The following is a 26,944-nucleotide window of genomic DNA, read 5'->3' as shown; positions in this document are numbered from 1 at the left end:
CCATGAGCACCGTGACCGGAAAGGCCGCGCAGACGGCCAAGGGACCGGAAGGGCGGGCGACCGCGAAGTCGCCCGCCGCCGGGCCCGGCGCATCGCAGGGCCGTCAGGTCCGCAGGAAGCCGCTGGGGAGGCAGAACGCGGCGGGCTGGCTCTTCTCCACCCCGTTCCTCGTCCTGTTCCTCGTCTTCATGGCCTTCCCGATCCTCGCCACCCTGGTGATGAGCTTCACCGACTTCGGGCTGCGCAACGTGACGCACCCGCTGGACGCGAAGTTCATCGGCTTCGAGAACTACGTCAACCTCTTCGGTGACGACAAGTTCCTGAGGTCGCTGCTGAACACCGGGTACTTCGTGGTCGTCGGCGTACCGCTGACCATCGTGATCGGCCTGGTCGTCGCCGTACTGCTGAACAACGGCATCGACCGCGCCCGGACGTTCTTCCGGGTGGGCTTCTACGCCCCGGTGGTCACCACCATCGTCGCGGTCGCCGTGGTGTGGCGGTTCGTGCTCGACCCGAGCGACGGCCTGATCTCGGGCCTGTTCTCCGAAGTCGGCCTCACCGGGCCGGACTTCCTCGGGTCCGAGGCGCTCGCCATGCCGTCGATGATCGTCATGGCGGTCTGGCGGAACGTCGGTACGGTCATGGTGCTCTTCATCGCCGGCCTCCAGGCCATCCCGACCGAGGTCCGGGAGGCCGCGCGCCTCGACGGCGCGGGGATCTGGAGCGAGTTCAGGGGCATCACCGTCCCGCTGCTGCGGCCGACGATGCTCTACGCCACGGTCATCACCACCATCGGCTACCTCAACGTCTTCGAGGAGCCGTTCGTGATGACCCAGGGCGGGCCCTCCGACTCGACCCTCACCGTCTCGCTGAACATGTACCGCGAAGGCTTCAACTTCTTCCACATGGGTTACGCCAGTGCCATGGCGTACGTCCTGTTCGTGGTGATCATGGCCATCACGGTGCTCCAGCTCCGACTGCTGAAGGACAACACCAAATGAGCGCCACCAACGCACCCGGCACGCTGCGGACGGCGCCGTCGAAGGAGCAGCGCCCGTCGCGGGGCTCCGCGTCCAAGGGCTCCGTACCGCAGGCGACGAAGCCGCGCTCGGGCTTCCGTCCCGGCCGCGTCCTCGTCTACGTGCTGCTCTCGGTCGGACTGCTGGTCATGTCCGCGCCGTTCCTCTGGATGGCGCTCTCGTCCTTCAAGACCACGGCCGACCTCTCGGCCAGCCCGCCGGTCTGGATCCCGTCCACCTGGACGCTGGACAACTTCCGCGAACTGCTCGACAAGCTGAACCTGCCGCTCTACTTCATGAACTCCGTGATCGTGGCGGTGCTGGTCACCGTCTGCAATCTGGTGTTCTGCTCGATGCTCGGCTACGCGCTGGCCAAGCTGAAGTTCGCCGGCCAGAACAAGATCTTCGGCCTGGTGCTGGGTGCGCTGATGGTGCCCGGCAACCTGATGCTGCTGCCGCTCTTCGTCCTGATGAGCAAGCTCGGCCTGATCGACTCGTACGCCGGTCTGGTGCTGCCGTTCGCGGCGGGCGCCTTCGGGGTCTTCCTGATGCGGCAGTTCATGCAGTCGATCCCGGACGAGCTGCTGGAAGCGGCCCGGATGGACGGCGCCGGCGAGTGGTACATCTTCTGGCGGATCGTGATGCCGCTGGTGAAGCCCGCCCTCGCGACCCTGTCGATCTTCACCTTCCTCGGTTCCTGGAACAACTTCGTCTGGCCGCTGATCGCGACCAACGACCCGGACAAGTACACGCTGCCGGTCGCGCTCGCGACCTTCGCCACCGACCCGAACAAGGCCGGCGGATCGAACGGCGTGCTGATGGCCGGTGCCTTCCTCGTGGTCCTGCCGGTGCTGATCCTCTTCATCGCCCTGCAGCGCCACTTCACCCAGGGCATCGCCACCGCCGGCATGAAGTAGGGCCCGCCCGCACGTCCGGCCGCCCCGGTCCGCGCCCCGCCCGGCGCGGACCCCCCTGACACCCGCACCACCCGCACCACCCGCACCACCCCGCACGGGCCGCGCACGGAGAGCCGCGAGCCCGCCCCCTCACGCACCAGAAAGACACTCCGCGATGACGCACACCCCGGTCCCGTTCCCCGAAGGCTTCCTGTGGGGCGCCTCCACCGCCGCCCACCAGATCGAGGGCAACAACACCAACAGCGACTGGTGGGTCAAGGAGCACTCCGCCGGCACCAACATCCAGGAGCCCAGCCTCGACGCCTGCGACAGCTACCACCGCTGGGACGAGGACATGGACCTGCTGGCCTCCCTCGGCTTCACCGACTACCGGTTCTCCATCGAGTGGGCGCGCATCGAGCCGGCCGAGGGCCACTTCTCCCGCGCCGAACTGGCGCACTACCGCCGCATGGTGGAAGGCGCCGTCGCCCGCGGCCTGCGCCCGATGATCACCCTGCACCACTTCACCGTGCCGCAGTGGTTCGAGGCGCGCGGCGGCTGGACGGCCGAGGGTGCCGTCGAGCTGTTCGCCCGGTACGTCTCCGCCTGCGCCCCGGTCATCGCCTCGGACGTCAGCCACGTCTGCACCATCAACGAGCCGAACATGATCGCCGTGATGGCGGGTCTCGCCAAGCGCGGCGAGATCGGCTTCCCGCCGGCCGGTCTGCCCTTCCCCGACGAGGACACCACCGTCGCCGTCATCGCCGCGCACCACGCGGCCGTGAAGGAGGTCCGCGCGATCGACCCGTCGATCAAGGTCGGCTGGTCCGTCGCCAACCAGGTCTACCAGGCCCAGCCCGGCGCCGAAGAGGTCACCGCCGCCTACCGCCAGCCGCGCGAGGACGTCTTCATCGAGGCGTCCCGCGGCGACGACTGGATCGGCGTGCAGTCCTACACCCGGACGAAGATCGGCACCGACGGCCCGATCCCGGCGCCCGCCGACGTCGAGCGCACCCTCACGCAGTGGGAGTACTACCCCAGCGCGGTCGGCCACGCGCTGCGCCACACCGCCGAGCTGGTCGGCCCCGAGGTCGCGCTGATCGTCACCGAGAACGGCATCGCCACCGACGACGACACCCGCCGCGCCGACTACTACGCCGGTGCGCTGAACGAGGTCGCCGCCGCCATGGAGGACGGGCTCAACATCCAGGGCTACCTGGCGTGGAGCGCGCTCGACAACTACGAGTGGGGCTCGTTCAAGCCGACCTTCGGCCTGATCGCCGTGAACCTGGAGACGTTCGAGCGCACCGCCCGCGACTCCGCGAAGTGGCTGGGCTCGCTCGGCCGCACCCGCGAACTCCCGCGCCTCGCGGGCTGATCCCGGCATCGGCGGCCCACTGGCGCCGCCGCCCCTGAACGGGGGAGTTCCTGACCGGCTCCCCACCCGGTGCGGACGGCGGTCCTGACCCGCCGCCGGCCTCCACCGAACCACGCCCCGGCGCGGCCGAAGCCCACACTCCGGCCGCGCCGTCGGCATGTCCGGGCACCCTCCGTCCCCGTGCAACGGTCCGATCGCGTGACGTGCCCCGCCCCCCGATCGGACCGGCCCCCTCCCAGGCCCCGCGCCCCCGCCGGATGCTCGGGTCGCGGGGGGTCAAAGGTGGCCATAGCCTCCCAGATGTGACGCCTCCCGCGACCCGTATCCGCAGCTCCCGACCCGGCCTGGCCCTGCTCGGCGTGCTGTTCGCGGCCTGTTGGCTGGCCGCCGGGACCGCCGCCCCGGCGCGGGCGGACAACCCCGTCACGCTGTCCCGGGACGGGCAGATCACCGACCGGACCGGAGCGCTCGGGGACCGTACCGGGGAGGTGGAGGCGGCCCTCGACTCGCTCTTCGACGAGCGGCGGGTGCAGCTCTTCGTCGTGTACGTACGCGATTTCTCCGGCCGCTCCTCGCAGAGCTGGGCCGACGAGACCGCCACCCGCAACGGTCTGGGCCAGGACGACGTGCTGCTGGCCGTCGCCACCCACGACCGGCAGTACGCGTACTCCGTGGACGAGGCGTCCCGGCTCACCGACGAGCAGCTGAGGGACGTGGCGAGCACCGCGATCGTGCCGGCGCTGCGGGCGAACGACTGGGCGGGTGCGGCGATCGGCGCGGCGAACGGGTACGCCGCCGTGCTCGCGGGGCAGCCGGTGCCCGCGCCCTCGCTCTCCCCCGGCGCGGCCGATCCCGGGTCGAGCGGCTCGGGCGGCACCGACGCCGGTGACTTCCTGCTCCCGGCGGTCCTGCTGGTCGCGGTCGTCGCGGTCGCGGCGTACGCCTTCGCCCGGCGCAAGCGGCGGGCGAAGACCCGTACGACTCCGGCCGCCACCGGCTGGGGCACCGCGGCGCCCGGTGCGGCGGCCGGCGAACCACCCGTCCCGCTGCCCGAGTTGGACGCCCGCGCCAAGGAGCTGCTGGTGGACACCGACGACGCGGTACGCACCAGCGAGGAGGAACTGGGCTTCGCCTCGGCCCAGTTCGGCGAGGAGGCGGCGGCACCGTTCGCGGCGGCGGTGACACGTGCCAAGAGCGAGCTGACCGCGTCCTTCCGGCTGCGCCAGCAGCTCGACGACACGATCCCGGAGGACGAGCCGACCCAGCGGCGGATGCTGGCGGAGATCATCAGCCGCTGCACCGCCGCCGACGAGCAGCTCGACGCGGTGTCGGCCGACTTCGACCGGCTGCGGGACCTGGAGCAGAACGCCCCGCAGGCACTGTCCGAGGTGGAGTCGACCTTCCGCGAGCTCGCCGGCCGTACGGCGACGGCGGGTTCGACGCTGGACGCGATGCGTACGGACTACGCGCCCTCGGCCGCCGCCCCCGTCGCGGACGACGTCGAACAGGCCAAGGAGCGCCTGGTCTTCGCCACGTCCTCCCTCAACCAGGCCCGCCAGGCGGTGGACGGCGGCGACAACTCCCGGGCCGCCGTGTTCGTACGGGCGGCGGAGAGCGCGGTGCGCCAGGCCGCGACCCTGGTGGACGCCGTGGAACGGCGGGCCGCCGAACTCGCCGAGGCCGCCTCCCGCATCCCCGCCGCGCTCACCGAGATGGAGACGGACCTCGCGGACGCGCACGGGCTGCTGCGGGGCACCGCGCAGGGCGTCTCCACGGCCGACCTCCAGGGGCGGATCGGCCGGGCGGAGGCGGTGCTGCAGGACGTACGGGGCGAGGTGGCGGGCGGACGTTACGACCCCATCGACGCGCTGCGCCGGCTGGAGGAGGCGGACGCGGCACTGGACGAGTCGCTGGCCGGGGCGCGCGAACGGGACCAGGGCAACGCCCGGGCCCGTCCGCTGCTGGACCAGGCGATGCTCTCCGCCCGCTCGGCGGTCTCGGCCGCCGCCGACTACATCACGACGCACCGGGGCGCGGTCGGCAGCCAGGCCCGTACCCGGCTCGCGGAGGCCCAGCGCCACGCGGAGCAGGCCGGGCAGCTCGCCGCGGGCGGCGATCCGCAGCGCGCGCTCGCCGAGGCGCAGCGGGCCGACGCGCTGGCCGGGCAGGCCCAGGCCCTCGCCGAGCAGGACGTACGCGCCTTCGACAGCCGTTCCGGTCCGGGCGGGATGCGCGGCGGGGGCGGCGGAATGGGCGGGGCCGTCCTGGGCGGCATCCTCCTCGGCGGGCTCCTCGGCGGCGGCGGGCGGGGCGGCGGCCGCGGGTTCGGCGGCGGCTTCGGCGGGGGCGGCGGGTTCGGCGGGGGCGGCTTCGGCGGCGCGGGGCCCGGCAGCTTCGGCGGCGGAGGTACGCGGGGCCGCCGAGGCGGTGGTGGCCGTTTCTGACCGGGCTCCGTCCCCGTACAGCCCGCATTCCCGTCCCAGGCGAACCGTCCCCACTCCAGGAGAGGAGCTCCCATGTCGAAGCAGACGATTCTCGGCCGTGTCACCCAGCTCGCGAAGGCGAACATCAACGCGCTCATCGATCAGGCCGAGGACCCGCAGAAGATGCTGGACCAGCTGATCCGCGACTACACCAACAACATCGCGGAGGCCGAGCAGGCGGTCGCCGCGACCATCGGCAACCTGCGGCTGATGGAGCAGGACCACGCGGAGGACGTGGCGGCGGCGAAGGAGTGGGGCGGCAAGGCGCTCGCGGCCAGCCGCAAGGCGGACGAGCTGCGGGCCTCGGGCTCGGCGGCGGAGGCGGACAAGTTCGACAACCTCGCCAAGGTCGCGCTGGGCCGCCAGTTGCAGTCGGAGAAGGAGGCGCGGACGGCCGAGCCGACGATCGCCTCGCAGACCGAGGTGGTGGACAAGCTCAAGGCGGGGCTCGACCAGATGAAGGCCAAGCTGGGCGAGTTGAAGGCGAAGCGGGACGAGCTGGTGGCCCGCGCCAAGTCCGCCCAGGCCCAGAACCGGATGATGGACGCGGTGAAGTCGATCGACGTGCTCGACCCGACGAGCGAGCTGAACCGCTTCGAGGAGAAGGTGCGGCGCGAGGAGGCGAGGGCGGTGGGCAAGCAGGAGCTGGCCGCTTCCTCGCTGGACGCGCAGTTCGAGCAGCTGGACACCATGGGCGACAGCGCGGAGGTCGAGGCACGGCTCGCCGCGCTGAAGTCCCCGTCCTGAGCGGCGCGGGAAGAGATGAAGGGTGCGGGGCGGACGTGTCCGCCCCGCACCCTTTCGTCCCCCGCGTGGATCGTGTCAGTACGTGCTCAGTACATGCTGAGCAGCTGTTCGACCGTGAGCTCGGCGGCCGGCTGCCCGTCCGGCAGGGCGAGTTCGAACCAGACCGTCTTGCCGCGCGGGGTGCGCCGCGAGCCCCAGGCCGTGCTGAGCAGCCCGACGAGCTGCAGCCCCCGGCCGCCCTCGTCGGTGTCGCGGGCGCGGCGGCGGCGCGGCTGGACCAGCCCCGCGTCCCACACCTCGCACACCAGGGTGCGGTCGCGCAGCAGCCGGAGCCGGATCTCGCCCTCGCCGTAGCGCAGGGCGTTGGTGACGAGTTCGCTGACCAGGAGTTCGGTGGTGTCCACCAGGTCGTCGAGGTTCCACTCGGTCAGCCGCCGGCGGGTGAGTTCGCGGGCCCGGCCGACCGAGCGCGGCTCCCGGGGCAGCGTCCAGTCGCCGACCGCTTCCTGCGGCAGCCCCTGGATGCGGGCCATCAGCAGCGCGATGTCGTCCTCGCCGTGCCGGGTGTCCAGGGCGGCCAGCACGTGGTCGCAGGCGGCCTCCAGCCGCATCCGCGGCCCGGTGAGGGCGGTACGGAGCGTCTCGAGGCCTTCGTCGAGCGGATGGTCGCGCGACTCCACGAGGCCGTCGGTGTAGAGGGTGAGCAGGGCGCCCTCGGCGAGTTCGACCTCCACCTCCTCGAAGGGTTCGCCGCCGACGCCGAGCGGCATCCCCGGCGGTACGTCGAGGAGCCGGGCCTCCTGGCCGGGCTCGACGACGGCCGGCGGCAGATGGCCCGCGTTGGCGAAGGTGCAGCGCCGGGTGACCGGGTCGTAGACCGCGTACACGCAGGTCGCGAGGTACACCTCGGACAGGTCCGCCTCGCGGGACTTCTGCCGGGCGCGCGAGGGCCACTGGGTGCCCCCGCCCTCGGGCCGGTCGCCGCCGCCTGGGGTACCGAGGCCGCGGGCGACCTCGTCCAGTGCGGAGAGCACCTCGGCGGGTTCCAGGTCCAGCAGGGCGAGCGTCCGTACGGCGGTGCGGAGTTCGCCCATGGCGACGGCGGCGCGCAGCCCGCGCCCCATGACGTCGCCGACGACGAGCGCGGTGCGGTGGCCGGGCAGTTCGATGACGTCGAACCAGTCGCCGCCGACCTCGGTGGCCGCGTTGCCGGGGAGGTAGCGGCAGGCGATGTCCAGGCCCGCCGCCTCGGGGGCGCCGGGCGGGAGCAGGCTGCGCTGGAGGATCAGGGCGCGTTCGTGCTCGCGCCGGTAGAGGCGGGCGTTGTCGATGCAGACGGCGGCGCGGGCGGCGAGCTCGCCGGCCAGGTCCCGGTCGCGTTCGCCGAAGGGTTCGCTGCCCTTCGTACGGGAGAAGCGGACGAGCCCGACCACGGTGTCGTGGGCGACCATCGGCACCGCGAGCGTGGACCGGACGAACCCGAGGCCGTCGCCGGGCGCCTCGTGGACCCGGCCGGTCCGCAGGGCGGTGGCGCAGGCGGAGGCGTGCGGGTAGCGGTGTACGGCTCCGAGGACGGGCTCCCCCGTCGCGGGCCCGGCTCCCGCGTCGCCGCCGGGGTGCTCGCCGGACCGCGCGGCCGGCACCTGTGCGCCCGGCTGTCCGGGGACGCGGGGGTGGGCGTCGGAGACCGCGCTGGCCTGGGCGACCCGGCGCAGTTCCGGTGAGGGGGCCCCGGGCTCCGGCGCGGGGCCGCCGGCGGGCGGGGCCTCGGCGCCGGTGAGCACGGCGGGGAAGAGGTCGACGGTGGCGAGGTCGCAGAAGCCGGGGACGGCGACGTCCAGCAGCTCGCGGGCGGTGGTCTCCAGGTCGAGGGAGTTGCCGATGCGGGCACTGGCCTCGTTCAGCAGCCGGAGGTTGCGCCGGGCGCTGGCCGCCTCGCGTGCGGCGATGTGGCGGCTGGTGACGTCGGTGGCGAGTCCGGCGACCCCGGTGGGCCGCCCCGATCCGCTGTGTACCCGGTAGAGGTTCATCGACCAGTGGCGGCGGTCCGTGTCGCCGGGGACCGTGCCGATGAGCCGGAGGTCGGTGACGGACTCCCCGGTCGCCAGCACTCTTCTCAGGGTCTCCGTCAGCCGGTCCGCCTCGGGGCGGGTCAGATAGTCCTCGGCCCTGCGCCCCCGGTGGTCGGCGGCCATGCCGCCGAAGACGTCGGCGAATCGTTCGTTCGCGCGGACCACCGAGAGGTCCTTGCCGAACAGGACGAACCCGAAGGGGGATTGGCCGAAAATTGCCTGCGAGGCGGCGAGGTCCGTCTCGATGCCGCGCAGCGCCCGCACGTCCACCACGATGCAGAGGGCGGCCCGCTCCCCGGCGGCGGTCACGCTGGGCATGACGTAGACCTCGGCGAGCCCGCGGACGTCCCGCTCTCCCGGTATCCGGAAGGGGACGAGGCCCGTCCACTCCTTGCCGTCGAGGATCTCGCGGATTCGACGGTGCCCGCCCCGGCGCAGCTCGGGAGGCATGAACGCCTCCACGGGATCGCGCCCGATCACCTCGTGCGGGCCCATGCCGAAGAGATCGGCGGCCCTTCCGCTCCACTGCTCGATCAGGCCGTCCGGGCCGATCGAGAAGGAGGCAACCCTGATGTACTCATATATCGAGCCAGGCGGGCTGCTCTGCCACACGATGTCGCCCGCTGTCCCAGGTATCTCGCTCACGCGACCGTCCCCTCCAGCTCACACACCGGACCGGTCCTGTGCGCAGTATTCAGCACTGCGGCCACTCCCGACACGGCGTTCACGATCACAGCAAGGTCTCAGTCCTTCTCGTCGGCGGCCCCGACCTCAGGTGATCGCTGTGCGTCCCCCTCCTCTCCTAACCAGACAGAGGCAGCTCGAACCACACCGTCTTGCCACTCTTTCCTTTGCGCGTCCCCCAGCGGCGCGCCGAACAGGCCACCAGCTGGAGCCCGCGGCCCCCTTCGTCGTCGGGGCCCGCCCGCCGGCGGGTGGGAAGATCCGGAAGCGGATCGGAGACCTCCACCAGCAGCCCGTGGCCGTCGGCCGAGGCTTCGGCCACCTCGGCCGGGGGGTCGCCGGGCCGTACCAGGCGTACGCCGATGGGTCCGGTGGCATGGCGGAGCGAGTTGGTCACCAGCTCGCTGACGAGCAGCACCGTGACGTCGATGACCGGCAGGCCGAGGTCCCAGGCGCGCAGCGTCTCGCGGACCGCGTTCCGCGCGCCCCGCACGGAGCCCGGCTCCGCCGGGAAGGACCACTCGGCGCTGCCGCCTTCGGTATCGATCACGCCGATCACTTCCCGGAGCCGACAGCGGGTTCACCCTGCGAGGGGTCACTGTGGACATACCCGGAATTCATCATGTATCACAACAGATCGTAACCAATGGTTCATACGGGTGCACGGGCTGGCGCACGGGCCTCACGCGTCCACGCACAGGCCCTACGGGTGCACCGGCCTAACGGGCACACGCAGGCCCTACGGGTGCGGCGGGCGGCTCAGGCCAGCACCCCGGCCGCGTGGAGATCGTCGAAGAGCACCTGGTCGACCGGGGCGACGAGCGGCCGGTCCGCATAGGTGAACCAGGCCACCTCGTCGATCTCGTTGCTCGCCGTCACAGTGCCCCGGTAGTCGCCGTAGTAGCAGCTCATCCGCACCACCACGCCGTCCGCGTGCCCGTGCGCCTGGGCTTCGTAGACCCCCGCGTGCACGACGGTCGCCGGGTCGAGGGCCACCGCGAGCTCCTCCTCCACCTCCCGCAGCAGGGTCTGGAGGTCGCTCTCCCCCGCTTCCCGCTTGCCGCCGGGGATGTAGAAGATGTCCTTCCCCTTCGACCGCGCGCAGAGAATCCTGCCGCTCTCCACTCGTACCCACGCCACCGTGTCGATCAGGGCCGGCATCGCTCCGCCTTCGTTCCCCGGCCTGGCGGTCAGGCCGGTCAGCCGGACCCTACCTTCGTACGGCGGCGCGTTCCGAGCCAAGGTCCGTCCGGAAGGCCCGCGGGGCGCGCGCCGGCGCGGGCGTGGAGGGAGTGCGCGCCGGGCGGTGGCGGCAGGCGGTGGCGGCACCGGCGGAGCGTACGACGGCGGCCGGGCACCCCCTGGTCAGGGAGGGTGCCCGGCCGCCGGTGACGCGGGTCAGGGGCGGGCGGTCTCACCCGCGCGTTCCACCCAGTAGAGCTGCTGATGCTCGCGGGTGTCGAACTTTTCCACGACCTTCTGCGCCTCTTCCTGCGTGGCGTATCGGCCGACCCGGTACGTACTGCCGTTGATGTCCTGCCGTATCACCAGCCACGGGAGGACAGCTGCGCTGTCACTCATCGTGCTCCTCCCGAGCATGCTGCCCCTCTCCCCACCGGTCTGCACATCTCATAGGACGATCCCCAGGAAATCGCTGTGCGCATATGCCGGAGCGTACGCCTGACCTTCACTCAGCGAATGCGGAATCACACAAAGGGATACGGAACCGGCCATACACGGGGCGCATCCGTCCGGATGCGCCCCCGTAGCGGAGAACGGGACCCTACCGCGCCGGGCGGGCGCCGATCGCCCCGGGCGCGATCGCCCTCACCCCGCTCCGCCGGAACCGGCCACCCGCACCGTGGGCAGGGGCATCAGCACCGGTCCGGCCGCGGGCGCCTTCCGGCAGACGTCGCCGCAGGTGGCGTCCAGCGAGCAGCAGAGCGAGCAGACGGGGCCCGCGTGGGCGGGGCAGTCGGCGATGTCCGGCAGTTCGTAGGCCGTCGCGCAGACCGCGCAGGTGTGGGTGGCGGTGATGTCCTCGACCGCCACGCCGGGGCCGTTCACCGGATTGGGCCGGGCCAGGTAGTACTTGCCCTTCGTCGCCCAGGCGATCAGCGGGCAGAGCGTCACGGCGAGTCCCGCCGCGATGAAGGTGGAGAAGGCTTCCGCGTACTCCCCGAAGAGGCCGAAAAATGCCAGGATCGAAACGGTCGAGGCGATCACCATGGCGCCGAAGCCCGCCGGGTTCACCGCGTGGAGGTAGGCCCGCTTGAACTCGATGTACGGCGGGCTGAGCCCGATCCGCTTGTTGATGACCAGGTCGGCGGCGACGGCGGCGATCCAGGCGATGCCGACGTTGGAGTAGAAGCCCAGCAGCTTGTTGAGGGCCGCGAACATGTCCATCTCCATCAGCGTCAGCGCGATGGCGAGGTTGAGGAAGATGTACCAGACCCGCCCGGGGTGCCGGTGGGTGATCCGGGAGAAGAAGTTCGACCAGGAGAGCGAGCCGCTGTAGGCGTTCGTCACGTTGATCTTGACCTGGGAGACGATGACGAAGATCGCCGCGGCCGGCAGGGCGAACCCGCCGAGCCAGGGCTTGAGCGCCTCGATCTGCGGGGCGATCGGCTCCAGGGCGTGCGTCTTGCCGACCGCCTCCAGCGCGACGAAGGCGAGGAACGCGCCGCCGAGCTGCTTGGCGGCGCCGATGATCACCCAGCCCGGCCCGGCGGCGAGCACCGCGAGGTTCCAGCGGCGCTTGTTGGCCTCGGTCTTCGCGGGCATGAAGCGCAGGTAGTCCGCCTGCTCGCCGATCTGCGCGATCAGCGAGAGCGCCACCCCGGTGCCCAGGCCGAACCCGAGCCAGGAGAAGCCGGAGCCGGCCCCCTCCGTACCGCCGAAGGAGCTGAACGAGCCCCAGGCGTCCGGGGCTTCGAAGGCGAGCACCAGGAACGGCAGGATCATGCCGATGATCCAGACGGGCTGGGTCCACGCCTGCACCTTGGCGAGCGCGCCCATGCCCCGGAAGACGATCGGGATCACGATCAGCGTGGTGAGCAGATAGCCGATCTGGACCGGCAGCCCGATCGCCTGGTGCATGGCCTGCGCCATGATCGAGCCTTCGAGCGCGAAGAAGATGAAGGTGAACGACGCGTAGATGAGCGAGGTCAGCGTCGAGCCGAAGTAGCCGAAGCCCGCGCCCCGGGTGACCAGGTCCATGTCCAGGCCGTACGTCGCACAGGCCCGGGCGATGGGGATGCCGGTGAGGAAGATGATCGCGGCGGCGGTCAGGATCGACGCGAAACCGCTGGTGAAGCCGTAGGTGAAGACGATCGAGGCGCCGATCGCGAAGTCCGCGAGGTAGGCGATGCCGCCGAGCGCGGTACCCGCGACCGTCCCGGGCGACCAACGGCGGAACGCGTGCGGGGCATAGCGCAGCGAGTAGTCCTCGCGGCTCTCGTCGGCGGCGAGCGCCGCGTAACTGCGGGCCGGTCCGCCGGAGCCGGGCGCGCCCGGGGGCCCGGGGGGCTGCTGCGGGGCGTGCGGGGTCTCGGCCGTGGTGGGTGGTGCGATGTCCGTCATGAGGGTCCCGTCCTCGGTCCGTTGGTGCGGCGACGGACCGGAAGGTAGGAGCCGGACATGACGGGCCGCGGGTGCCGGGCATTGCCCGGGCGTTACGGCAGGTGACGGGGGGTTAAGTCTGTGTCACCGGCACCGGACACGCCGCACCGCCCACCGGTCGGCCCCACCGGCCGGCCCGCCCGCGACGGCTCATGTCACGGACGAGCGGACGGGCGGACGGGCGGACAACGGGGCCGGACGGTGGCGGGTGGACGAGGGCGGGGCGGGGCGGACGACAGGCCGTCGACTGCCGGACCGGGCCGGGGGCGGCCCTACTTGACCCGGGGGCTGCCCTACTTGACCGGCAGGTGGTAGGCGACCCGGTACCGGTCGGCGGGGACGACCACGTCGGCGGTCTCGACCGCCTGCCCGCCCGCGTAATAGGTGCGCGCGATGACCATGACCACATGGCCCGGCACCCCGCCGAGGTCGCCGAGTTCGTCCGCCAGGCCCGGCCGGGCGCCGACCTCCTCGGTCACGTTGTCCACCACGATGTCGATCGCCGCCATCCGGTCGACCACCCCGCAGCCGCCCAGCGGCCCCTCCTCGGGGAGCATCACCGGGGTCCGCCCGGTGACCGAGAGCGGCTCCCAGGAGGTCGAGAGCATCATCGGCTCACCCGCGTCCCGGAAGACGTACCGGGTGCGCATGACCCGCTCCCCCGGCTCGATGCCGAGGCGGGCGGCGATCTCCGGTCCGGCCTCCTCCTGCTCGCTCCTGGACTCCCAGGTGCCGCGCACGCCGTCCGCGCTCTGCTCCTGGCGGAACGGACTGGACCCCATGCCCGGGCGGTACCCGGACCGGGCGATCCTGCGTGGAACCGGGCGCGCCCGGACGTACGTGCCGGAGCCGGAGCGCCCCTCCACCAGCCCCTCGGCCATGAGGACCTTCCGCGCCTCCAGCGCGACGGTGTCCGAGACGCCGTACTCCTCGCGGATGCGCGCCTGGGACGGCAGGCGGGTATGGGGCGGCAGCGCTCCCTTGACGATCTTCTCCCGCAGATCGCTCGCCACGCGCAGATAGGCGGGCTGCTCACCGAAAGTCACTGGCCACTCCCAACAAGTTGACAGACCGCAACAGAGTCGCAACCGTGAGTGGCACAAGACAAGCGATGGCCAGAGTTTCACTCAAAGTGATGATTCGGGGGTGCTCCACGCATGGTCCGAACCACATCACCACAGCTCTTCCGGCCGTTCTCTGCCCACTTCTCGCCCTCCGCAAGCCCCGGAAGCCCGAGGAAGTGACACGTGCCTCCCGGGCGACCGGTCGGGTCACGGCGGCCACCCGGCCGCCCGGGTCCGCGCCCGCCGTGTGCGCGGAGCGTGCGGGAAGCGCACGGGCCGCACGATCTTCTCCGTCGGCGCCCGCGCCGCCCCGGCGGCTGGCAGGCTGGCAGGCTGGCCCCATGACCCTGCCGGAGACCTCGCCCCTGCCCCCGTACCGCTGCCCGGTGGACGGGACCACGGCCGACGCCGCCACCGCGCACTGGTGCTGCCCGGAGTGCCGGGGCCCGTGGGACCTCGACTTCACCCCTGCGGAGCCGCTCGGCCGGGCCGACCTCGCCGGGCGCGTCAACTCCCTGTGGCGGTACCGGGAAGCGCTGCCGCTCGCCGATCCCGCGGTCTCGCTCGGGGAGGGGCGTACGCCGCTGGTCGCGCTCACCGGTTCCGTCTCGGCGAAGCTCGACCACCTGATGCCGACGCTCTCCTTCAAGGACCGGGGCGCGGTGATGCTGGCGGAGCTCGCGCGGCGTCTCGGCCCGGCCCGGGTGGTCGCGGACAGCAGCGGCAACGCGGGCACCTCCGTCGCCGCCTACTGCGCGCGGGCCGGACTGCCCTGCACGGTGTACGTCCCCGAGGGCACCTCGGCCAAGAAGACCGAGCAGATCCGGGCCCACGGCGCCCGGCTGGAGATCGTCCCCGGCGACCGTACGGCCACCGCGCTGGCGGCCCGCGCCTCCGCCGACGAGCCGGGCACCTTCTACGCCTCGCACGTCTTCAACCCGTACTTCCTGCACGGCACCAAGACCTACGTGTACGAACTCTGGGAGGACCTCGGCGGGCGGCTCCCCGACGCCCTGGCGGTCCCGGTCGGCAACGGCACCCTGCTCCTCGGCGCCGCCCTCGCCACCGCCGAACTCCTCGCGCAGGGGCTCATCGAGCGGCGCCCCGCCCTGATCGCCGTCCAGGCCGAAGCGGTCTCGCCGCTCGCCGCCGCCTTCCACGCCGGCGCGGCCTCCCTGCGGCAGCCGGCGGCCCCGGCGCCGACGCTCGCGGAGGGCATCGCCATCCCGGACCCGCCGCGCGCGGCACAGATCCTGCTCGCGGTACGCGAGTCCGGCGGCACCTTCCTCACGGTGACGGAGGAGCAGATCCGGGAGGCCCAGCGGGATCTGGCCCGGCGCGGGCTCTACGCGGAGACCACGGCCGTGGCCTGCTGGGCGGCGGTCGGCGGGTGGACGGACGGCAGCATCGTGGTCCCGGTCTGCGGGGCGGGACTCAAGACGGGGATGGCCGCCTGAGGGTGCGTCAGTCACCCACCCAGTAGGTGTCGTGCTTGATGAAGAACTCCGCGCGCTCCTCCTCCGACCAGTGGACGGCCTCCGCCACCTTCTCGAAGTACTCCTCCCGGGGAGCTCCGGGGGCGAAGAGCAGCAGCATCGAGGCGTCCGCGTCGGCGTCGTTGCGGAAACCGTGCAGTCCGCCCTGCGGAACGTGCACGAAATCGCCCTCGCCGGCGTCGGTCCACCGTTCACCGTCGTAGATCCGCACGGTCCCGCCGAGGATGAAGAAGGACTCGGAGATCGCCCGGTGGAAGTGGGTGGCGGGGCCGCCCGCCCGGGGTGCCATGTCCACCCGGTAGAGGCCGAACGCGCCGTTCGTGGCGGTGCCCTTGGCCAGGTAGTGGGTGCGATTGCCGTTGGGGGCGGCCAGTTCGGCGGCGGTCCCGGCCGGCCGGTAGGTGGCGTTGATGACGCCCTGGCCGTCCTTGTACACCGGTTCCGGATACGACATGGGTGTCCCCGTCCTCGAGTTGGCGTCAGCTCCGCGACCGTGCGTTCCCGGGCGCCGCTGCTCCATCCGGCGGGCAGCCCCTTCGGCCGTCCGCCTGCCGTGCGCGTGGTCGCCCGCGCCGCGCCGGGCGCCCGCCGGTCACGTCCCTACTTTGGTACGGGTGACCCATGCGCGCACCTCCCTCGTCGGCTGCCTGACCAGCGCTCTTCTGACCGTGATCGTAACGCCGGGCCAGGTGTCCGCCCAGGGCATCCGCCCCTCCCCCGCCCCGCCCTCCTGCACGGCACCCGCGTCCCCGGCCACGCCTTCCGACGGAACGTGGGAACTGACCTCCGCCCGGTACGGCGAGGCCGACGGGTACGACCCGTACGTCGGCAACGGCTACCTCGGCCACCGCGTCCCCCCGGCCGGAACCGGCTACGCCGAGCGCCCGGAGAAGACCGGCTGGCCGCTCTACACCCCGCGCTACGACGGGGCGTTCGTCACCGGGCTGTACGGGGCCGAACCCGGCACCACCGAGGGGCGCGAGGTCCTCGCCGCGCTGCCGAGCTGGACCCCGCTCGACGTCCGCGTCGGCCCGGAGACCTTCGGCCCCGGCACCCCGCCGGGCCGGATCTCGCGCTACCGCCAGACCCTCTTCCTCGCCTGCGGGCTGGTCCGCACCTCACTGCGGTGGACGACGGCGGACGGCAGGGCCACCGACCTGGTGTACGAGGTGCTGACGGACCGCTCGGACGTCCACGCCGGTGCCGTACGGCTCACGCTGACGCCCCGGTGGACCGGCACGGCGACGGTCACCGGACGGCTCGACGCGCGGGGGGCGCGGCGGATGACGGTGGCGGAGGACGGGACCTTCCGCACGCACGGTACGGAGGTGGACGGCGCGGTCGCGCAGACCCTGCGCCCGGACCCGGACCAGGGCCCGGGCAAGGGGCTCGTCCGGGAGCTGCGGGTGCGCGCGGGGCGGTCGTACACCGTCGAGAAGTACGTCGGCGTCGACACCGCCCTCACCTCGCGCACCCCGCTCGCCTCGGCGCGCGCGGCCTCGCGGCGGGCCGCCGGGCGCGGCTGGGCGCGGGTACTGGCCGACAGCACCGCCGTGTGGCGCCGCGACTGGTCCTCCGACGTGCTGGTGCCGGGCAGCCCGGACCTCCAGCGGTGGCTGCGGGCGGCCCAGTACGGGCTGCTCGCCGCGACCCGTACCGGCGCCTCCGACAGCATCGCGCCCGCCGGTGCGACCAGCGACAACTACGCGGGCATGATCTTCTGGGACGCCGAGACGTGGATGTACCCGGGGCTGCTCGCCACCCGCCCCGAACTCGCCCGCACGGTCGTCGAGTACCGCTACCGCACCCGCGACGCGGCCCGCGCGAACGCCGAGAAGCTCGGGTACGACGGGCTGTTCTACCCCTGGACCAGCGCGAGCCGGGGCCGCCTGGACTCCGAATGCCAGAGCTGGGACCCGCCGCACTGCCTCACCCAGAACCACCTCCAGGGCGATGTGGCGCTGGCCGTGTGGCAGTACTGGCTGGCCACCGGCGACCGCGCCTGGCTGGCGGAGCGCGGCTGGCCGCTGCTGAGCGGGATCGCCGACTTCTGGGCCTCCCGGGCCACCCCGAACCCTGACGGCAGCTGGTCGGTCGTGAACGTCGCCGGTCCCGACGAGTACAGCAACGGCGTCACCGACGGGGTCTTCACCAACGCGGTCGCCGCGACCGCCCTGCGCGACGCCGCACGCGCCGCTGCGATCCTCGGCCGGCCGGCGCCCGCCGCCTGGCAGCGGGTCGCGGACGGGCTGCGCATCCCGTACGACGCGGAGCGCAAGATCTTCCTCCAGTACGCGGGGTACAACGGCTCGACGATCAAGCAGGCCGACACGGTGCTGCTGATGTACCCGCTGGAGTGGCCGATGGAGCCGGGTGCCGCCGCCGCGACCCTCGACTTCTACGCCGCCCGCACCGATCCGGACGGCCCCGCCATGACGGACTCGGTGCACGCCATCGACGCCGCCGCCATCGGGGAACCCGGGTGCGCCGCGTACACCTATCTCCAGCGGTCCGTACGCCCGTTCATGCGGGGCCCGTTCGGCCTCTTCTCCGAGGCGCGCGGCGCGAAGTCGGGCGCCTCGGACCCGCTGTCGGGCTTCCCCGCCGAGGACTTCCTCACCGGCAAGGGCGGCTTCCTCCAGGTCTTCACCCACGGCCTGACCGGGCTGCGGCTCCGCGAGGACGGCATCCGGCTCGACCCCGTGCTGCCGCCGCAGCTGCGCGCCGGCGTCACGCTGAAGGGGCTGCGCCACCGGGGGCGTACCTACGACATCGAGCTCGGGCCCCGCACCACCACGGTCCGGCTGGTGTCGGGCGCCCCGTTCACCGTGCACACCCCGGCGGGGCCGAGGCGTCTGGCCTCCACCCTGGTCCTGCCCACCCGCCGCCCCGACCTGACCCCCACCGACGACGCCGCCCGCTGCCGCCCGGCCACCGCCTCCTCGGAGTCCCCCGGGCTCTACGCGGAGGCCGCCGTGGACGGCTCCCCCGCCACGGCCTGGTCCCCCGACGGGGCCACCGGCACCCTCACGGTCCGGCTGGACCGCGCGCTGCGGATCACCTCGGTGACCCCGGTCTGGAGCGACGTACCGCCCGTCTCGCACACCGTGGAGACCTCGTCGGACGGCCGTGCCTGGCACCCGTACGTCCCGGGCGCCACCGCCCGCGAGGTGCGGGTGACGGTGGTCTCGGCGGACCCGGCGAAGCCTGCCGGGATCGCGGAGCTGGAGGTGCGGCAGGGCGTGCCGTCCGGGTCGTAGCGGGCGACGGCTGCTGCGAGACTGGGTGGCATGGACATCCGGCGCAGGAACAACGTCACCGTCACCGGCAACCCGCACGGTCCGGTGGTGGTGCTGGCGCACGGATTCGGGTGCGACCAGAACATGTGGCGCCTGACCGTACCGGCGCTGGCCGGGGAGTACCGGGTGGTGCTCTTCGACTACGTCGGTTCGGGCGGCTCCGACCTGTCTGCGTGGAGCGAGGAGCGCTACTCCTCGCTCCAGGGGTACGCCCAGGACGTGGTGGACGTCCTGGAGGAGCTGGACCTCGGCCCGGCGGTATTCGTGGGGCACTCGGTCAGCGCCATGATCGGCGTCCTGGCCGCGCAGGCGGCACCCGGCCGGATCGGCGCACTGGTGATGGTCGCCCCCTCGCCCCGGTACATCGACGAGGGCACCGGCGAGGACGGCTACCGGGGCGGCTTCAGCGCCGAGGACATCGACGAGCTGCTCGCGTCGCTGGAACTGAACTACCTGGGCTGGTCCGCCGCGACGGCCCCGATGATCATGGGCAACCCGGATCGGCCCGAACTGGGCGAGGAGCTGACCAACAGCTTCTGCGCCACCGACCCGGACATGGCGAGGGTCTTCGCCCGCACCACGTTCCTCTCCGACAGCCGCGCGGACCTGGCGGGCGTGACGGTGCCGACGCTGATCCTGGAGTGCGCCCAGGACATGATCGCGCCGCCGGAAGTCGGCGCGTACGTGCATGACGCGATCCCCGGCTCGACCCTCGTCACCCTCGACGCGACCGGCCACTGCCCCCAGCTGTCGGCGCCCGAAGCCACCAACGCGGCGATCACCGAGTTCCTGGCCGGACTGGGATGACGGGCGGAACGGGGCCGGAACCCGACCCCGGGACGGGGCCAGGACCGGAACCCGGCCCCGACCCCGGAACAGGGCCGGGGCCGGAAGCCGACCCACCACCCGGGGCGGACGCCTTCATGGACCTCCTGGAGCCCAGCGCCGAGGAACTGTACGAGAGTGCCCCCTGCGGCTACCTGTCGACCCTGATGGACGGCACCGTCGCGAAGATCAACCGCACGCTGCTGGACTGGCTCGGCCTCGCGCGCGAATCCGTGGTGGGCCGGATGCGCTTCGTCGACCTGCTGACCATGGGCGGCAAGCTGTACCACGAGACGCACTTCGCCCCGCTGCTGCGCATGCGCGGCACCATCAGCGGCATCGCCCTGGAGATCGGACGGTCCGGCGGGGACCGGATGCCGGTACTCGTTTCGGCCGTGGTCAAGAACGACGCCGACGGCGACCCGCTGCTGATCCGCGTCACCGTCTTCGACGCCCGCGACCGCCGCGCCTACGAGGAGGAGCTCCTGCGGGCCCGCAGAGCCGCCGAGGAGGCCACCCGGCGCGCCCAGGCCGACCGCGCCCGGCTGCAGGACGCCCTCGCCGTCCTCCAACAGGCGCTGTTGCCCAACACCTTGCCGCCGGTCCCGGGCATGGAGGCGGCCGCGCACTACCACACCGCCTCCCCCGACCGGCTCGGCGGCGACTTCTACGACGTCTTCCCCGTCGACGGCACCCGGTTCGCCTTCTTCCTCGGCGACGTGTGCGGCAAGGGCCCGCAGGCCGCCGCCGTCACCGCGCTGACCCGGCACACCCTGCGCGCCGCGGCCCTGCACGACCCCGACCCCCTGTCGGCCCTCTCCACGCTCAACACGGTGCTGTACGAGCGCTACTCGGGCAACAAGGACCCCCGCTACTGCACCGCCGTCTTCGGCGTCCTCGAACCCGACCCCGCCACCGGGCAGGTCGACGTCCACCTCGCCTCGGGCGGCCACCCCCCGGCCCTCGTCCTGCGCGCCGACGGCCGCGCCGACTACCTGCCCACACCGGGCGGCCTCCTGATCGGCGTCCTGCCCGACCCCGCCTTCGTCACCGCCGACACCCGGCTCGCCCCCGGCGACACCCTCCTGCTCTACACCGACGGCCTCACCGAAGCCCGCACCGGCCCGGACCGCACCGGCTTCTACGGGGACGAGGCGCTCCGCGAATTCGCCCGAGGCCGGGCCGGCGAACCCGCCCACGCCGTCGTCGCCGCCCTGACCGGGCTGCTGGACGGCTTCGGCGAGGGCGTGAACGACGACACGGCACTGCTGGCGCTGGGGGTTCCTGCGCAGGGGGCGAACGAGTCGGGGGCCTCCGTCTGAGACGGAGGATGTCAGTGGGTGCTGCTTGGATGGCGCCATGAGCACCCTGCACGAGACCGCCGCCCGCCTTCCCGGCCCCGACGAACTCCGCGCCCACCTGCGCGCGTTGGCGGTGCTGGACGCCACGATCGGCGACGACCCGGCCTACTGCTGCTACACCTTCGACGCCGACTGGGCCCCCGGGGAAGAGGCGGCCCTGATGGAGAACGGCTCGGGGGACGACTTCTCCGTCCTCTTCACCCCGGCCGGTGTGCTCATACGCGGCTTCGACCACGAGTCGAGGATGAGTCCGTACGGCACGGACGACGAGGAGGTCTGGCCCGGCGTCATCGACGAGGTGCCCGCCGCGCTGAGTCCGCTCCTGGACGACCCCGCCTTCTTCGAGGAGGGCATCGATGTCCCCCGCGTGACCGCCTGCCTGTGGCGCACGTCCGACGACACGGAGTGGCGGACCGGCTCGGCCATCGACTTCCCGCCCGGGGTCGAGGACCCGGACGGCTCGGCCTACCTCTTCGACCTCCTCACCGACCGCTCCCCCGAGGCCGTCCACTCCTACTTCGAGGACTACTACGAGCGCCCCGTGCCTCTGGACGCCGTCCGCCACGTCCTCGCCGGACGCCCCCTCACCGCGGCGATCACCGCTGCCCTCAGGCCGGGCGGCCGCGAATCCGTTGCCACGCAAGCCAGTTGACCGAAGAAGCACCGGAGGAGCACGAAGGAATAGTGCGGCTCGGCCCTGTGTTGCACCGCCTCATGAATGGTGTGGGAGCAAAGCGATTCGGCGGACCCGAGGTGCTGGAGGTCCTGGAACTCCCGGACCCCGAGGCGGGTCCGGGCCAGATTCGAGTACGGGTGAGCGCCGCAGCGGTCAACCCCACGGACGCGCTGCTGATCAGCGGCGCGGGCCGCCGCGAACCGGGCCCGCCCCTCGTGCCCGGCATGGACGCCGCCGGGGTGGTCGACCAGATCGGCGAGGGCACCCGGACCGACCTGCGCGTCGGAGACCGCGTGATGGCCATCGTGGTGCCGACGGGCCTGCACGGCGCGTACGCCGAACGGATCGTCGTCCCGGCCGAGTCCGTCGTACGGGTGCCCGTGGGAGCGAGCGACGCCGAGGCGTCCACCCTTCCGATGAACGCGCTGACCGCCTGGGCGGCACTGGAGTCGCTCGGCCTGCCCGACGGCGGAACCGTCGCCGTCACCGGCGCGGCCGGGGCGCTGGGCGGCTACACCATCGAACTGGCCAAGGCCGCAGGCCTGCGGGTCGTCGCGGACGCGGCACCGAAGGACGAGGAACTCGTCCGGAGCCTCGGCGCCGACCTCGTCCTCCCCCGGGGCGAGGGCTTCCCCGAGGAGGTACGCCGCCACCTGCCCGAAGGGGCCGACGGGCTCGTGGACGGCGCGCACTTCGACCGGGCCGCCCTCCCCGCCGTACGGGACGGGGGCCGGATCGTGACGGTCCGCCGGTACCAGGGCGAGCCGGAGCGCGGCATCACCTTCCACCCGGTCCTCGTCTTCCAGCACGCGCTGAACCACGAGGCCCTCGAACACCTGCGGCAACTCGCCGACGACAAGGCCCTGACCCCGCGCGTGGCGTACACCCTCCCCGCCCACCGGGCAGCCGAGGCCCACCGCGCCCTGGCGGCGGGGGGCGTCCGGGGGCGGATCGTGCTGGAGTTCTGACCGGGCCCACCTCCGGATCGGAGGCAAAGCCGCGCATCCTTGGCGCTCGAGGGTGCGCGGCCGTGAGACACGGCGGACGAAGCCCTCGATACGATCCCGGCGGCCGCAGAGAGCGCGTCTCCGCCAAAACCAGTCCCCCCGCGTGACCGGATATCCCATGGTCAGTAGTGGTAACGAGCCGCCAGGATCACGATTTCCTTGTCAGTGACCAGGTAGACGAGACGATGTTCGTCATCGATCCGCCTCAACCACACCCCTGGCAGGTGGTACTTGAGCGGCTCAGGCTTACCGATCCCCGCGAAGGGGTCGCGCTTGCCCTCTTCGATGAGCCTGTTGATCCGAGCGAGTATTTTGCGGTCACTCCTGAACCAGGACGTGTAGTCCTCCCGGCCCTGATCCTCGAAGACCAGCCTCACGCAGCACCCGCCCCAGGGCCGGCGTCCGGATCGATCAGCTCGCGCTCCGAGACATCGATGTTGCCCAGAGCGTTCTCGTACGCCTTCAGGAGCCGCCGAGCGTTCGCGGGCGAGCGGAGCAGATACGAACCTTCGCGCAAAGCCGCGTAGTCCTCGGCCGAGACGAGCACGGCATTGCCACGCCTGGAGACGATCTCGATGGCCTCGTGATCGTCGTTGACCTTTTTGATGAGAAGGAAGAGCCCCTTACGTGCTTCGCTCGCGGTAATCGACATGGCGTGCCCCTCTCAACCAAGTGGTACGTAACAACGTGCCACTCCCGGCATCCTTCAGCAGGATGCCGGAGGGCCGGGCTCCCCCGCACGGGAAACAGCGGAGGGCCGACTCCCCGAGGAGTCGGCCCCTTCTGGCATGCATGCTCGCCGGCTCAGCGGCGTGGCACGTCATCCGCTCACACGTTGAAGCGGAACTCCACCACAAGGCCGTGACCTGCGGAAATGCGGGCGCATCCCAGCACCATCCCAGCACGGGATGCGCGACAAAGTACAAGAAGACCGAAGATCGCCAACGCTACCCGGAAGCGCCCGCACACGCCTGAAGTCTGCGGAACTTCTACGAGCGCCACATCAGGCTCGTGCCACCGCACCGAACCTCGCAGAGCAGCACAGCGCTCGCGTTCACTCGCGGTCTCCCCGGACGCCAGCGGCCAGCTCCGACGCCTGGCCGCCGCCAAGAATGCACGTCCAGACCTCGAGGCCGGCGCGAGCGTCCACAGATCCCGTATACCTCCGGTTTGGCGGGGCATAGTCAGAAGCTTCCGCGCTGTCGCAGGTCAGCCTGCATAGCTCAGCGGGTGGAGCAGGCGCCTTCTAAGCGCTTGGCGGCAGGTTCGAGTCCTGCTGGTGGCGCCCAAACATGGCTGGTCAGGGCTCTCTCGGACCGCCAGCGGAGAAACGGTGCGCGCGGTACTGCGCCGTTCGTTCCGAGCGTTGGATTTCGTGCTCCAGAGAGGGGCAACGTGGATCAGCTCGGCATTCAGCTGGCCGAAGTGAGACGCGCCAGGCCCCCCTTCTCCAGCTCGTGCACCACCAGCTCCTCCATCACGTGTCGCTCCCTGGCGGAGGCGTAGGCGAGGTCGTGCAGGGCAGCAGCCCGCCTGGCGAAGTCCCGCCTCACCGCATCGGTCGGCCAGGGGATCTTGTAACGGGAAAAGTCCTTGCGCCTCATCGCGCGGGCCTGCTCACCCTGCGTAACGGCCGTCAACTCCCGCCTCCGGTAACGCAGCGAGTGCAACAACCACATCCGATCGACCTCGGACTCCGTGTACATCGCGAGCGTCCGCCGACCTGGCACTACCGGGGTAGTAGTGAGCACGGTCCGCACCTCCCCGGGACGGGGCGCGATCAAGAGGCTGCCGGACGGGCATACAGCCTCCGCTTGCGCCACGGTGCGTGAAGTCACTGCACCCAGATGTACTGTCCTGCAGTTCAGCACTTCGCGGGGAGACACCCACGGCATAGACGGCTGCTCGCTGTCCGGCAGAGACTGTGCCGCACCAGCCGTAACCTGACACACTTCGCCCACTGCACGCTCGGTAGCGGGACCTTGCCCGCACGTCTGCAGCGCCTCCATGAAATGCGCATCCGCTAGTTCCGTCGCGCAAGACACAATCCGGGTGTTCAACGCATTCTTGCGCTCAGCAAGCGAGATCAGCGAAAGCAGCCTCTCCCGCACCGGCGCTGGAGGCACTGGCACGGGAAGTCGGTTGAGTGCCTGCAGAGGCAAGGTCATGTGCTCGGCGTTCGACGAGGACAGCGTGAGATAGCTCTGGCTCTGCGAGGTCTTCAGCCACCATCGAAGCCACAGATCCCATTGTTGGGCGCGGCCCTCTGGTGTCCAGCGGACGACCGCGAGCGACCTGGCGACATTCCATCCTGCGTGCTCCTCCCCTGCAACTGCTGCCTCCCCCACACGCCCCACGAGCACGACAAGGAGGTCCCCGGACCTCAGCGTGCTGCGTGGGTGGCGTCTGGCCACATCGGGAGGCACAAATGTGAACTCCTGGACGTGCACACCTCCCTCGACAATCTCTGTGGCGCGGATCATAGGGACTCCGCCGGATGCCTTCTGCTGTCGCGCAATTCCGTAGGCGGCGTACTCGACTCCAGGGAACTCACGCAACTCAACGACGGGCCACGGAGTGGGGACATCATCCGATTCTGTAGTCATGCCTGCTCTCCAGGGCATCACGGACTCGGTTCCTGGCTGCGGCGCTACGATCCATGCACTCATACAGCTCGGCCTTCCGGTTCCGGTCTCCGTCACTTGAATGCAACTGCGCAGTGCCCCCGTTCCGTACGTAGCGTGCGGGAGTCAGATCGAAGCCCGCCTCCGCGATTTCCTCGTACCTCGCCGCACGGCACCATGGGACGGATTCAGGGTCCCCCTCGCCCTCACGGCGTCGAAGTCCCTGCCATTCACCGAAGATCTGCAGCAGGCGTTCGGCCGAGTCCTTTGCGAAGTGGCGCCGCTGCCCCTCCTTCGCTGCTGGCAGTTTCCCTGCATCCGCGAACAAGACCTGATCGGAGTGCGGCCGCTCCCCTTTGGCCAGCAGCCACAGCGCCGTGCTCGCGCTGGCGTGCGGAAAGAGCCACGTCGGCAAGGCCACGACGCCCACGACCAGACCGTTCTCCAGCAGTCCACGGCGGATCAGTCCGTCGGTGCTGTTGCTGCTGTGCGCCGCGCCGGAAGACAGCAGAACGACGGCCCGTCCTTGTGGCGTGAGATCGGCAAGGATGTGCTGGACCCAGGCGAAGTTCGCGTTACCCGGACGTGGCACCCCCAGGGTCCACCGCCAGTCGTCCTTCAGTTCACCGTGCCCCCAGTCCCGCTGGTTCACAGGAGGATTGGCGACGATCACGTCGGCCGGTATCGGTGAAGTGCCGGCCCTGAGGGTGTCAGCTCCTTCCTTGCCGAGGTCGGTAAGGAATCCGTGCAGGGCGAGGTTGACGGCTGCGGCATAACGCGCCGTCCGGTTGATATCCGCACCGGACAAGCGCACTTCACCCCCCTGTGCCCGAGCCCGGTGTGCGGCGGCGCGCAGCAGTCGCCCGCTGCCGCACACCGGGTCCCGAACAATCTCGCCTCCTCGGGGAGCGGCCAGCCCCGCGAAGAGGTACGCCAGGTCGTTTGACGTGAAGTAGTCATCGCCACGCGCATAGCGTGTCGAATACGTGTCGAGGAGCACGTCAAGGAGCCTCGGGTCCGGATCCAGCTGCCGCACCTCCGCGATCAGCTCACGGAGGGCCGGGTCGATGAGCTCGAAGGGACGGCTCACGCCTTCGTCGCGATACGCAGGAAGACTGTGGGCGCGAGCAACGGGCGTACGCGGCCACACTGCGCCGAGCCTGGCCCCCGCTGACTCCGAACCCGGCCCCCACAACCGGTCCACCTCCGCCAGTGATCCATGGCGGGACCAGCAGTGAAGGTAGACCACTTGAAAGGCAAGCCGGTACGTCGTCGCAGCATCGGCGACGCTGCGTAGCTTCTCGACGGCCCGCAGCACTCGCCGGTACTTCAGCCGCCCCTCTTCGTTCGCCCATTCCTCCTGGGTCACGACGACCTCAGCCAGGAGACGACCGCCAGCCCGATGAGAACAGTGGCTCCGCAGGCGGCCCCACCGTTCTGGATGGCCGTGACGACCTCTCCCGCGCCCACGAACTCGAGGATGCCGGCCACGAGCCCCACCACCACGGACGCCAGGACGACCACCACCAACAGCAGCGCTCGCTGCGACATGCCACAACTCCCTCGGTTCCACCAGCAGTTAGCAGTTCTGCGGTTCGTTCCGCGGACTTGAAAGTAGTGGCCTGACGCACCTCACGTCTCGCAGCACGGGAATTTGCTTTTTCCGTAAGGCGGTTGGGCGCAGCCCCCTGC

General features: G+C 71.6%; 23 protein-coding genes. 11 read left to right on the top strand and 12 right to left on the bottom strand.

Annotated elements, in window-relative coordinates:
* Positions 1–2: 2 nt before the first annotated feature.
* The 5 genes from ACWCWD_RS29960 to ACWCWD_RS29940 all read left to right on the top strand — a co-directional run bounded on the left by ACWCWD_RS29960 (position 3) and on the right by ACWCWD_RS29940 (position 6,523).
* The gene (locus ACWCWD_RS29960) at positions 3–1,001 is read left to right on the top strand and encodes a carbohydrate ABC transporter permease (protein WP_450777573.1); all 999 of its coding nucleotides are present in this window, start codon (positions 3–5) and stop codon (positions 999–1,001) included.
* The gene (locus ACWCWD_RS29955; RefSeq protein ID WP_450777571.1) at positions 998–1,936 is read left to right on the top strand and encodes a carbohydrate ABC transporter permease; all 939 of its coding nucleotides are present in this window, start codon (positions 998–1,000) and stop codon (positions 1,934–1,936) included. The genes ACWCWD_RS29960 and ACWCWD_RS29955 overlap by 4 nt, the downstream gene beginning before the upstream one ends.
* 154 nt (positions 1,937–2,090) lie before the next feature.
* On the top strand, positions 2,091–3,293 hold the full coding sequence (locus tag ACWCWD_RS29950; RefSeq protein WP_450777570.1) for a glycoside hydrolase family 1 protein: 1,203 nt from the start codon (positions 2,091–2,093) through the stop codon (positions 3,291–3,293).
* A gap of 302 nt (positions 3,294–3,595) precedes the next feature.
* Entirely contained in the window at positions 3,596–5,737 is a 2,142-nt protein-coding gene (locus ACWCWD_RS29945; RefSeq protein WP_450777568.1) for a TPM domain-containing protein, read from the top strand.
* Positions 5,738–5,809: 72 nt separating this feature from the next.
* Positions 5,810–6,523, top strand: coding sequence for a PspA/IM30 family protein (locus tag ACWCWD_RS29940; protein ID WP_450777566.1), 714 nt, complete (start codon positions 5,810–5,812; stop codon positions 6,521–6,523).
* Between the two features lie 86 nt (positions 6,524–6,609).
* On the opposite strand, the gene ACWCWD_RS29935 is transcribed toward ACWCWD_RS29940, so the two are convergent.
* From ACWCWD_RS29935 to ACWCWD_RS29910, 6 genes are all read right to left on the bottom strand, one after another.
* Positions 6,610–9,207 (bottom strand): SpoIIE family protein phosphatase, encoded by a 2,598-nt coding sequence (locus tag ACWCWD_RS29935; protein WP_450777634.1) that lies wholly within the window; start codon positions 9,205–9,207, stop codon positions 6,610–6,612.
* A gap of 190 nt (positions 9,208–9,397) precedes the next feature.
* Positions 9,398–9,838, bottom strand: coding sequence for an ATP-binding protein (locus ACWCWD_RS29930; RefSeq protein ID WP_450777564.1), 441 nt, complete (start codon positions 9,836–9,838; stop codon positions 9,398–9,400).
* A 200-nt stretch (positions 9,839–10,038) separates the two neighbouring features.
* Complete coding sequence (locus tag ACWCWD_RS29925; protein ID WP_450777563.1) at positions 10,039–10,440, bottom strand: NUDIX hydrolase; 402 nt, start codon at positions 10,438–10,440, stop codon at positions 10,039–10,041.
* Positions 10,441–10,677: 237 nt separating this feature from the next.
* Positions 10,678–10,860, bottom strand: a complete 183-nt coding sequence (locus tag ACWCWD_RS29920) for an SPOR domain-containing protein (RefSeq protein ID WP_450777561.1) — start codon at positions 10,858–10,860, stop codon at positions 10,678–10,680.
* A 246-nt stretch (positions 10,861–11,106) separates the two neighbouring features.
* The gene (locus ACWCWD_RS29915; RefSeq protein WP_450777559.1) at positions 11,107–12,861 is read right to left on the bottom strand and encodes a purine-cytosine permease family protein; all 1,755 of its coding nucleotides are present in this window, start codon (positions 12,859–12,861) and stop codon (positions 11,107–11,109) included.
* 332 nt (positions 12,862–13,193) lie between these two features.
* Positions 13,194–13,946 carry a GntR family transcriptional regulator gene (locus ACWCWD_RS29910; protein ID WP_450777557.1) on the bottom strand — a complete coding sequence of 251 codons (753 nt, stop codon included), beginning with the start codon at positions 13,944–13,946 and terminating at the stop codon, positions 13,194–13,196.
* A gap of 359 nt (positions 13,947–14,305) precedes the next feature.
* Between ACWCWD_RS29910 and ACWCWD_RS29905 the strand changes: the two genes are divergently transcribed.
* Positions 14,306–15,421 (top strand): pyridoxal-phosphate dependent enzyme, encoded by a 1,116-nt coding sequence (locus ACWCWD_RS29905; protein ID WP_450777555.1) that lies wholly within the window; start codon positions 14,306–14,308, stop codon positions 15,419–15,421.
* Between the two features lie 7 nt (positions 15,422–15,428).
* Here the strand turns inward: ACWCWD_RS29905 and ACWCWD_RS29900 are convergent, their stop codons facing one another.
* Complete coding sequence (locus tag ACWCWD_RS29900) at positions 15,429–15,914, bottom strand: cupin domain-containing protein (RefSeq protein WP_450777553.1); 486 nt, start codon at positions 15,912–15,914, stop codon at positions 15,429–15,431.
* A 160-nt stretch (positions 15,915–16,074) separates the two neighbouring features.
* Between ACWCWD_RS29900 and ACWCWD_RS29895 the strand changes: the two genes are divergently transcribed.
* The 5 genes from ACWCWD_RS29895 (at position 16,075) to ACWCWD_RS29875 (ending at position 22,589) form a co-directional block, all read left to right on the top strand.
* The gene (locus ACWCWD_RS29895; RefSeq protein WP_450777551.1) at positions 16,075–18,720 is read left to right on the top strand and encodes a discoidin domain-containing protein; all 2,646 of its coding nucleotides are present in this window, start codon (positions 16,075–16,077) and stop codon (positions 18,718–18,720) included.
* Positions 18,721–18,750: 30 nt separating this feature from the next.
* The gene (locus tag ACWCWD_RS29890; RefSeq protein ID WP_450777549.1) at positions 18,751–19,566 is read left to right on the top strand and encodes an alpha/beta fold hydrolase; all 816 of its coding nucleotides are present in this window, start codon (positions 18,751–18,753) and stop codon (positions 19,564–19,566) included.
* On the top strand, positions 19,563–20,906 hold the full coding sequence (locus ACWCWD_RS29885; RefSeq protein ID WP_450777547.1) for a PP2C family protein-serine/threonine phosphatase: 1,344 nt from the start codon (positions 19,563–19,565) through the stop codon (positions 20,904–20,906). The genes ACWCWD_RS29890 and ACWCWD_RS29885 overlap by 4 nt, the downstream gene beginning before the upstream one ends.
* Before the next feature lie 37 nt (positions 20,907–20,943).
* A complete protein-coding gene (locus ACWCWD_RS29880) occupies positions 20,944–21,597 on the top strand; it encodes a hypothetical protein (RefSeq protein WP_450777546.1) in 654 nt (217 codons plus the stop codon).
* 62 nt (positions 21,598–21,659) lie between these two features.
* Positions 21,660–22,589, top strand: a complete 930-nt coding sequence (locus tag ACWCWD_RS29875) for a quinone oxidoreductase family protein (RefSeq protein ID WP_450777544.1) — start codon at positions 21,660–21,662, stop codon at positions 22,587–22,589.
* A gap of 161 nt (positions 22,590–22,750) precedes the next feature.
* On the opposite strand, the gene ACWCWD_RS29870 is transcribed toward ACWCWD_RS29875, so the two are convergent.
* The 5 genes from ACWCWD_RS29870 to ACWCWD_RS29850 form a co-directional block, all read right to left on the bottom strand.
* Positions 22,751–23,005 (bottom strand): Txe/YoeB family addiction module toxin, encoded by a 255-nt coding sequence (locus ACWCWD_RS29870; RefSeq protein WP_450777542.1) that lies wholly within the window; start codon positions 23,003–23,005, stop codon positions 22,751–22,753.
* Complete coding sequence (locus tag ACWCWD_RS29865) at positions 23,002–23,280, bottom strand: type II toxin-antitoxin system Phd/YefM family antitoxin (RefSeq protein WP_450777540.1); 279 nt, start codon at positions 23,278–23,280, stop codon at positions 23,002–23,004. The genes ACWCWD_RS29870 and ACWCWD_RS29865 overlap by 4 nt, the downstream gene beginning before the upstream one ends.
* Before the next feature lie 760 nt (positions 23,281–24,040).
* Complete coding sequence (locus ACWCWD_RS29860) at positions 24,041–24,268, bottom strand: hypothetical protein (RefSeq protein WP_356737869.1); 228 nt, start codon at positions 24,266–24,268, stop codon at positions 24,041–24,043.
* Positions 24,269–25,214: 946 nt separating this feature from the next.
* Positions 25,215–26,621 (bottom strand): N-6 DNA methylase, encoded by a 1,407-nt coding sequence (locus ACWCWD_RS29855; protein ID WP_450777539.1) that lies wholly within the window; start codon positions 26,619–26,621, stop codon positions 25,215–25,217.
* A complete protein-coding gene (locus tag ACWCWD_RS29850) occupies positions 26,618–26,803 on the bottom strand; it encodes a hypothetical protein (RefSeq protein WP_207824155.1) in 186 nt (61 codons plus the stop codon). The genes ACWCWD_RS29855 and ACWCWD_RS29850 overlap by 4 nt, the downstream gene beginning before the upstream one ends.
* Positions 26,804–26,944: the final 141 nt, after the last annotated feature.

This window comes from Streptomyces sp. NPDC001493 (assembly GCF_053597235.1).
The sequence above is the reverse complement of the archived record's forward strand: the minus strand, read 5'-3'. Positions and strand labels throughout refer to the sequence as shown.

Coding starts and splice junctions, on each gene's coding strand:
- ACWCWD_RS29960 (WP_450777573.1), top strand. CDS start 3: ATGAGCACCGTGACCGGAAAGGCCGCGCAGACGGCCAAGGGACCGGAA.
- ACWCWD_RS29955 (WP_450777571.1), top strand. CDS start 998: ATGAGCGCCACCAACGCACCCGGCACGCTGCGGACGGCGCCGTCGAAG.
- ACWCWD_RS29950 (WP_450777570.1), top strand. CDS start 2,091: ATGACGCACACCCCGGTCCCGTTCCCCGAAGGCTTCCTGTGGGGCGCC.
- ACWCWD_RS29940 (WP_450777566.1), top strand. CDS start 5,810: ATGTCGAAGCAGACGATTCTCGGCCGTGTCACCCAGCTCGCGAAGGCG.
- ACWCWD_RS29925 (WP_450777563.1), bottom strand. CDS start 10,440: ATGCCGGCCCTGATCGACACGGTGGCGTGGGTACGAGTGGAGAGCGGC.
- ACWCWD_RS29920 (WP_450777561.1), bottom strand. CDS start 10,860: ATGAGTGACAGCGCAGCTGTCCTCCCGTGGCTGGTGATACGGCAGGAC.
- ACWCWD_RS29915 (WP_450777559.1), bottom strand. CDS start 12,861: ATGACGGACATCGCACCACCCACCACGGCCGAGACCCCGCACGCCCCG.
- ACWCWD_RS29905 (WP_450777555.1), top strand. CDS start 14,306: ATGACCCTGCCGGAGACCTCGCCCCTGCCCCCGTACCGCTGCCCGGTG.
- ACWCWD_RS29900 (WP_450777553.1), bottom strand. CDS start 15,914: ATGTCGTATCCGGAACCGGTGTACAAGGACGGCCAGGGCGTCATCAAC.
- ACWCWD_RS29890 (WP_450777549.1), top strand. CDS start 18,751: ATGGACATCCGGCGCAGGAACAACGTCACCGTCACCGGCAACCCGCAC.
- ACWCWD_RS29885 (WP_450777547.1), top strand. CDS start 19,563: ATGACGGGCGGAACGGGGCCGGAACCCGACCCCGGGACGGGGCCAGGA.
- ACWCWD_RS29880 (WP_450777546.1), top strand. CDS start 20,944: ATGAGCACCCTGCACGAGACCGCCGCCCGCCTTCCCGGCCCCGACGAA.
- ACWCWD_RS29875 (WP_450777544.1), top strand. CDS start 21,660: ATGAATGGTGTGGGAGCAAAGCGATTCGGCGGACCCGAGGTGCTGGAG.
- ACWCWD_RS29865 (WP_450777540.1), bottom strand. CDS start 23,280: ATGTCGATTACCGCGAGCGAAGCACGTAAGGGGCTCTTCCTTCTCATC.
- ACWCWD_RS29850 (WP_207824155.1), bottom strand. CDS start 26,803: ATGTCGCAGCGAGCGCTGCTGTTGGTGGTGGTCGTCCTGGCGTCCGTG.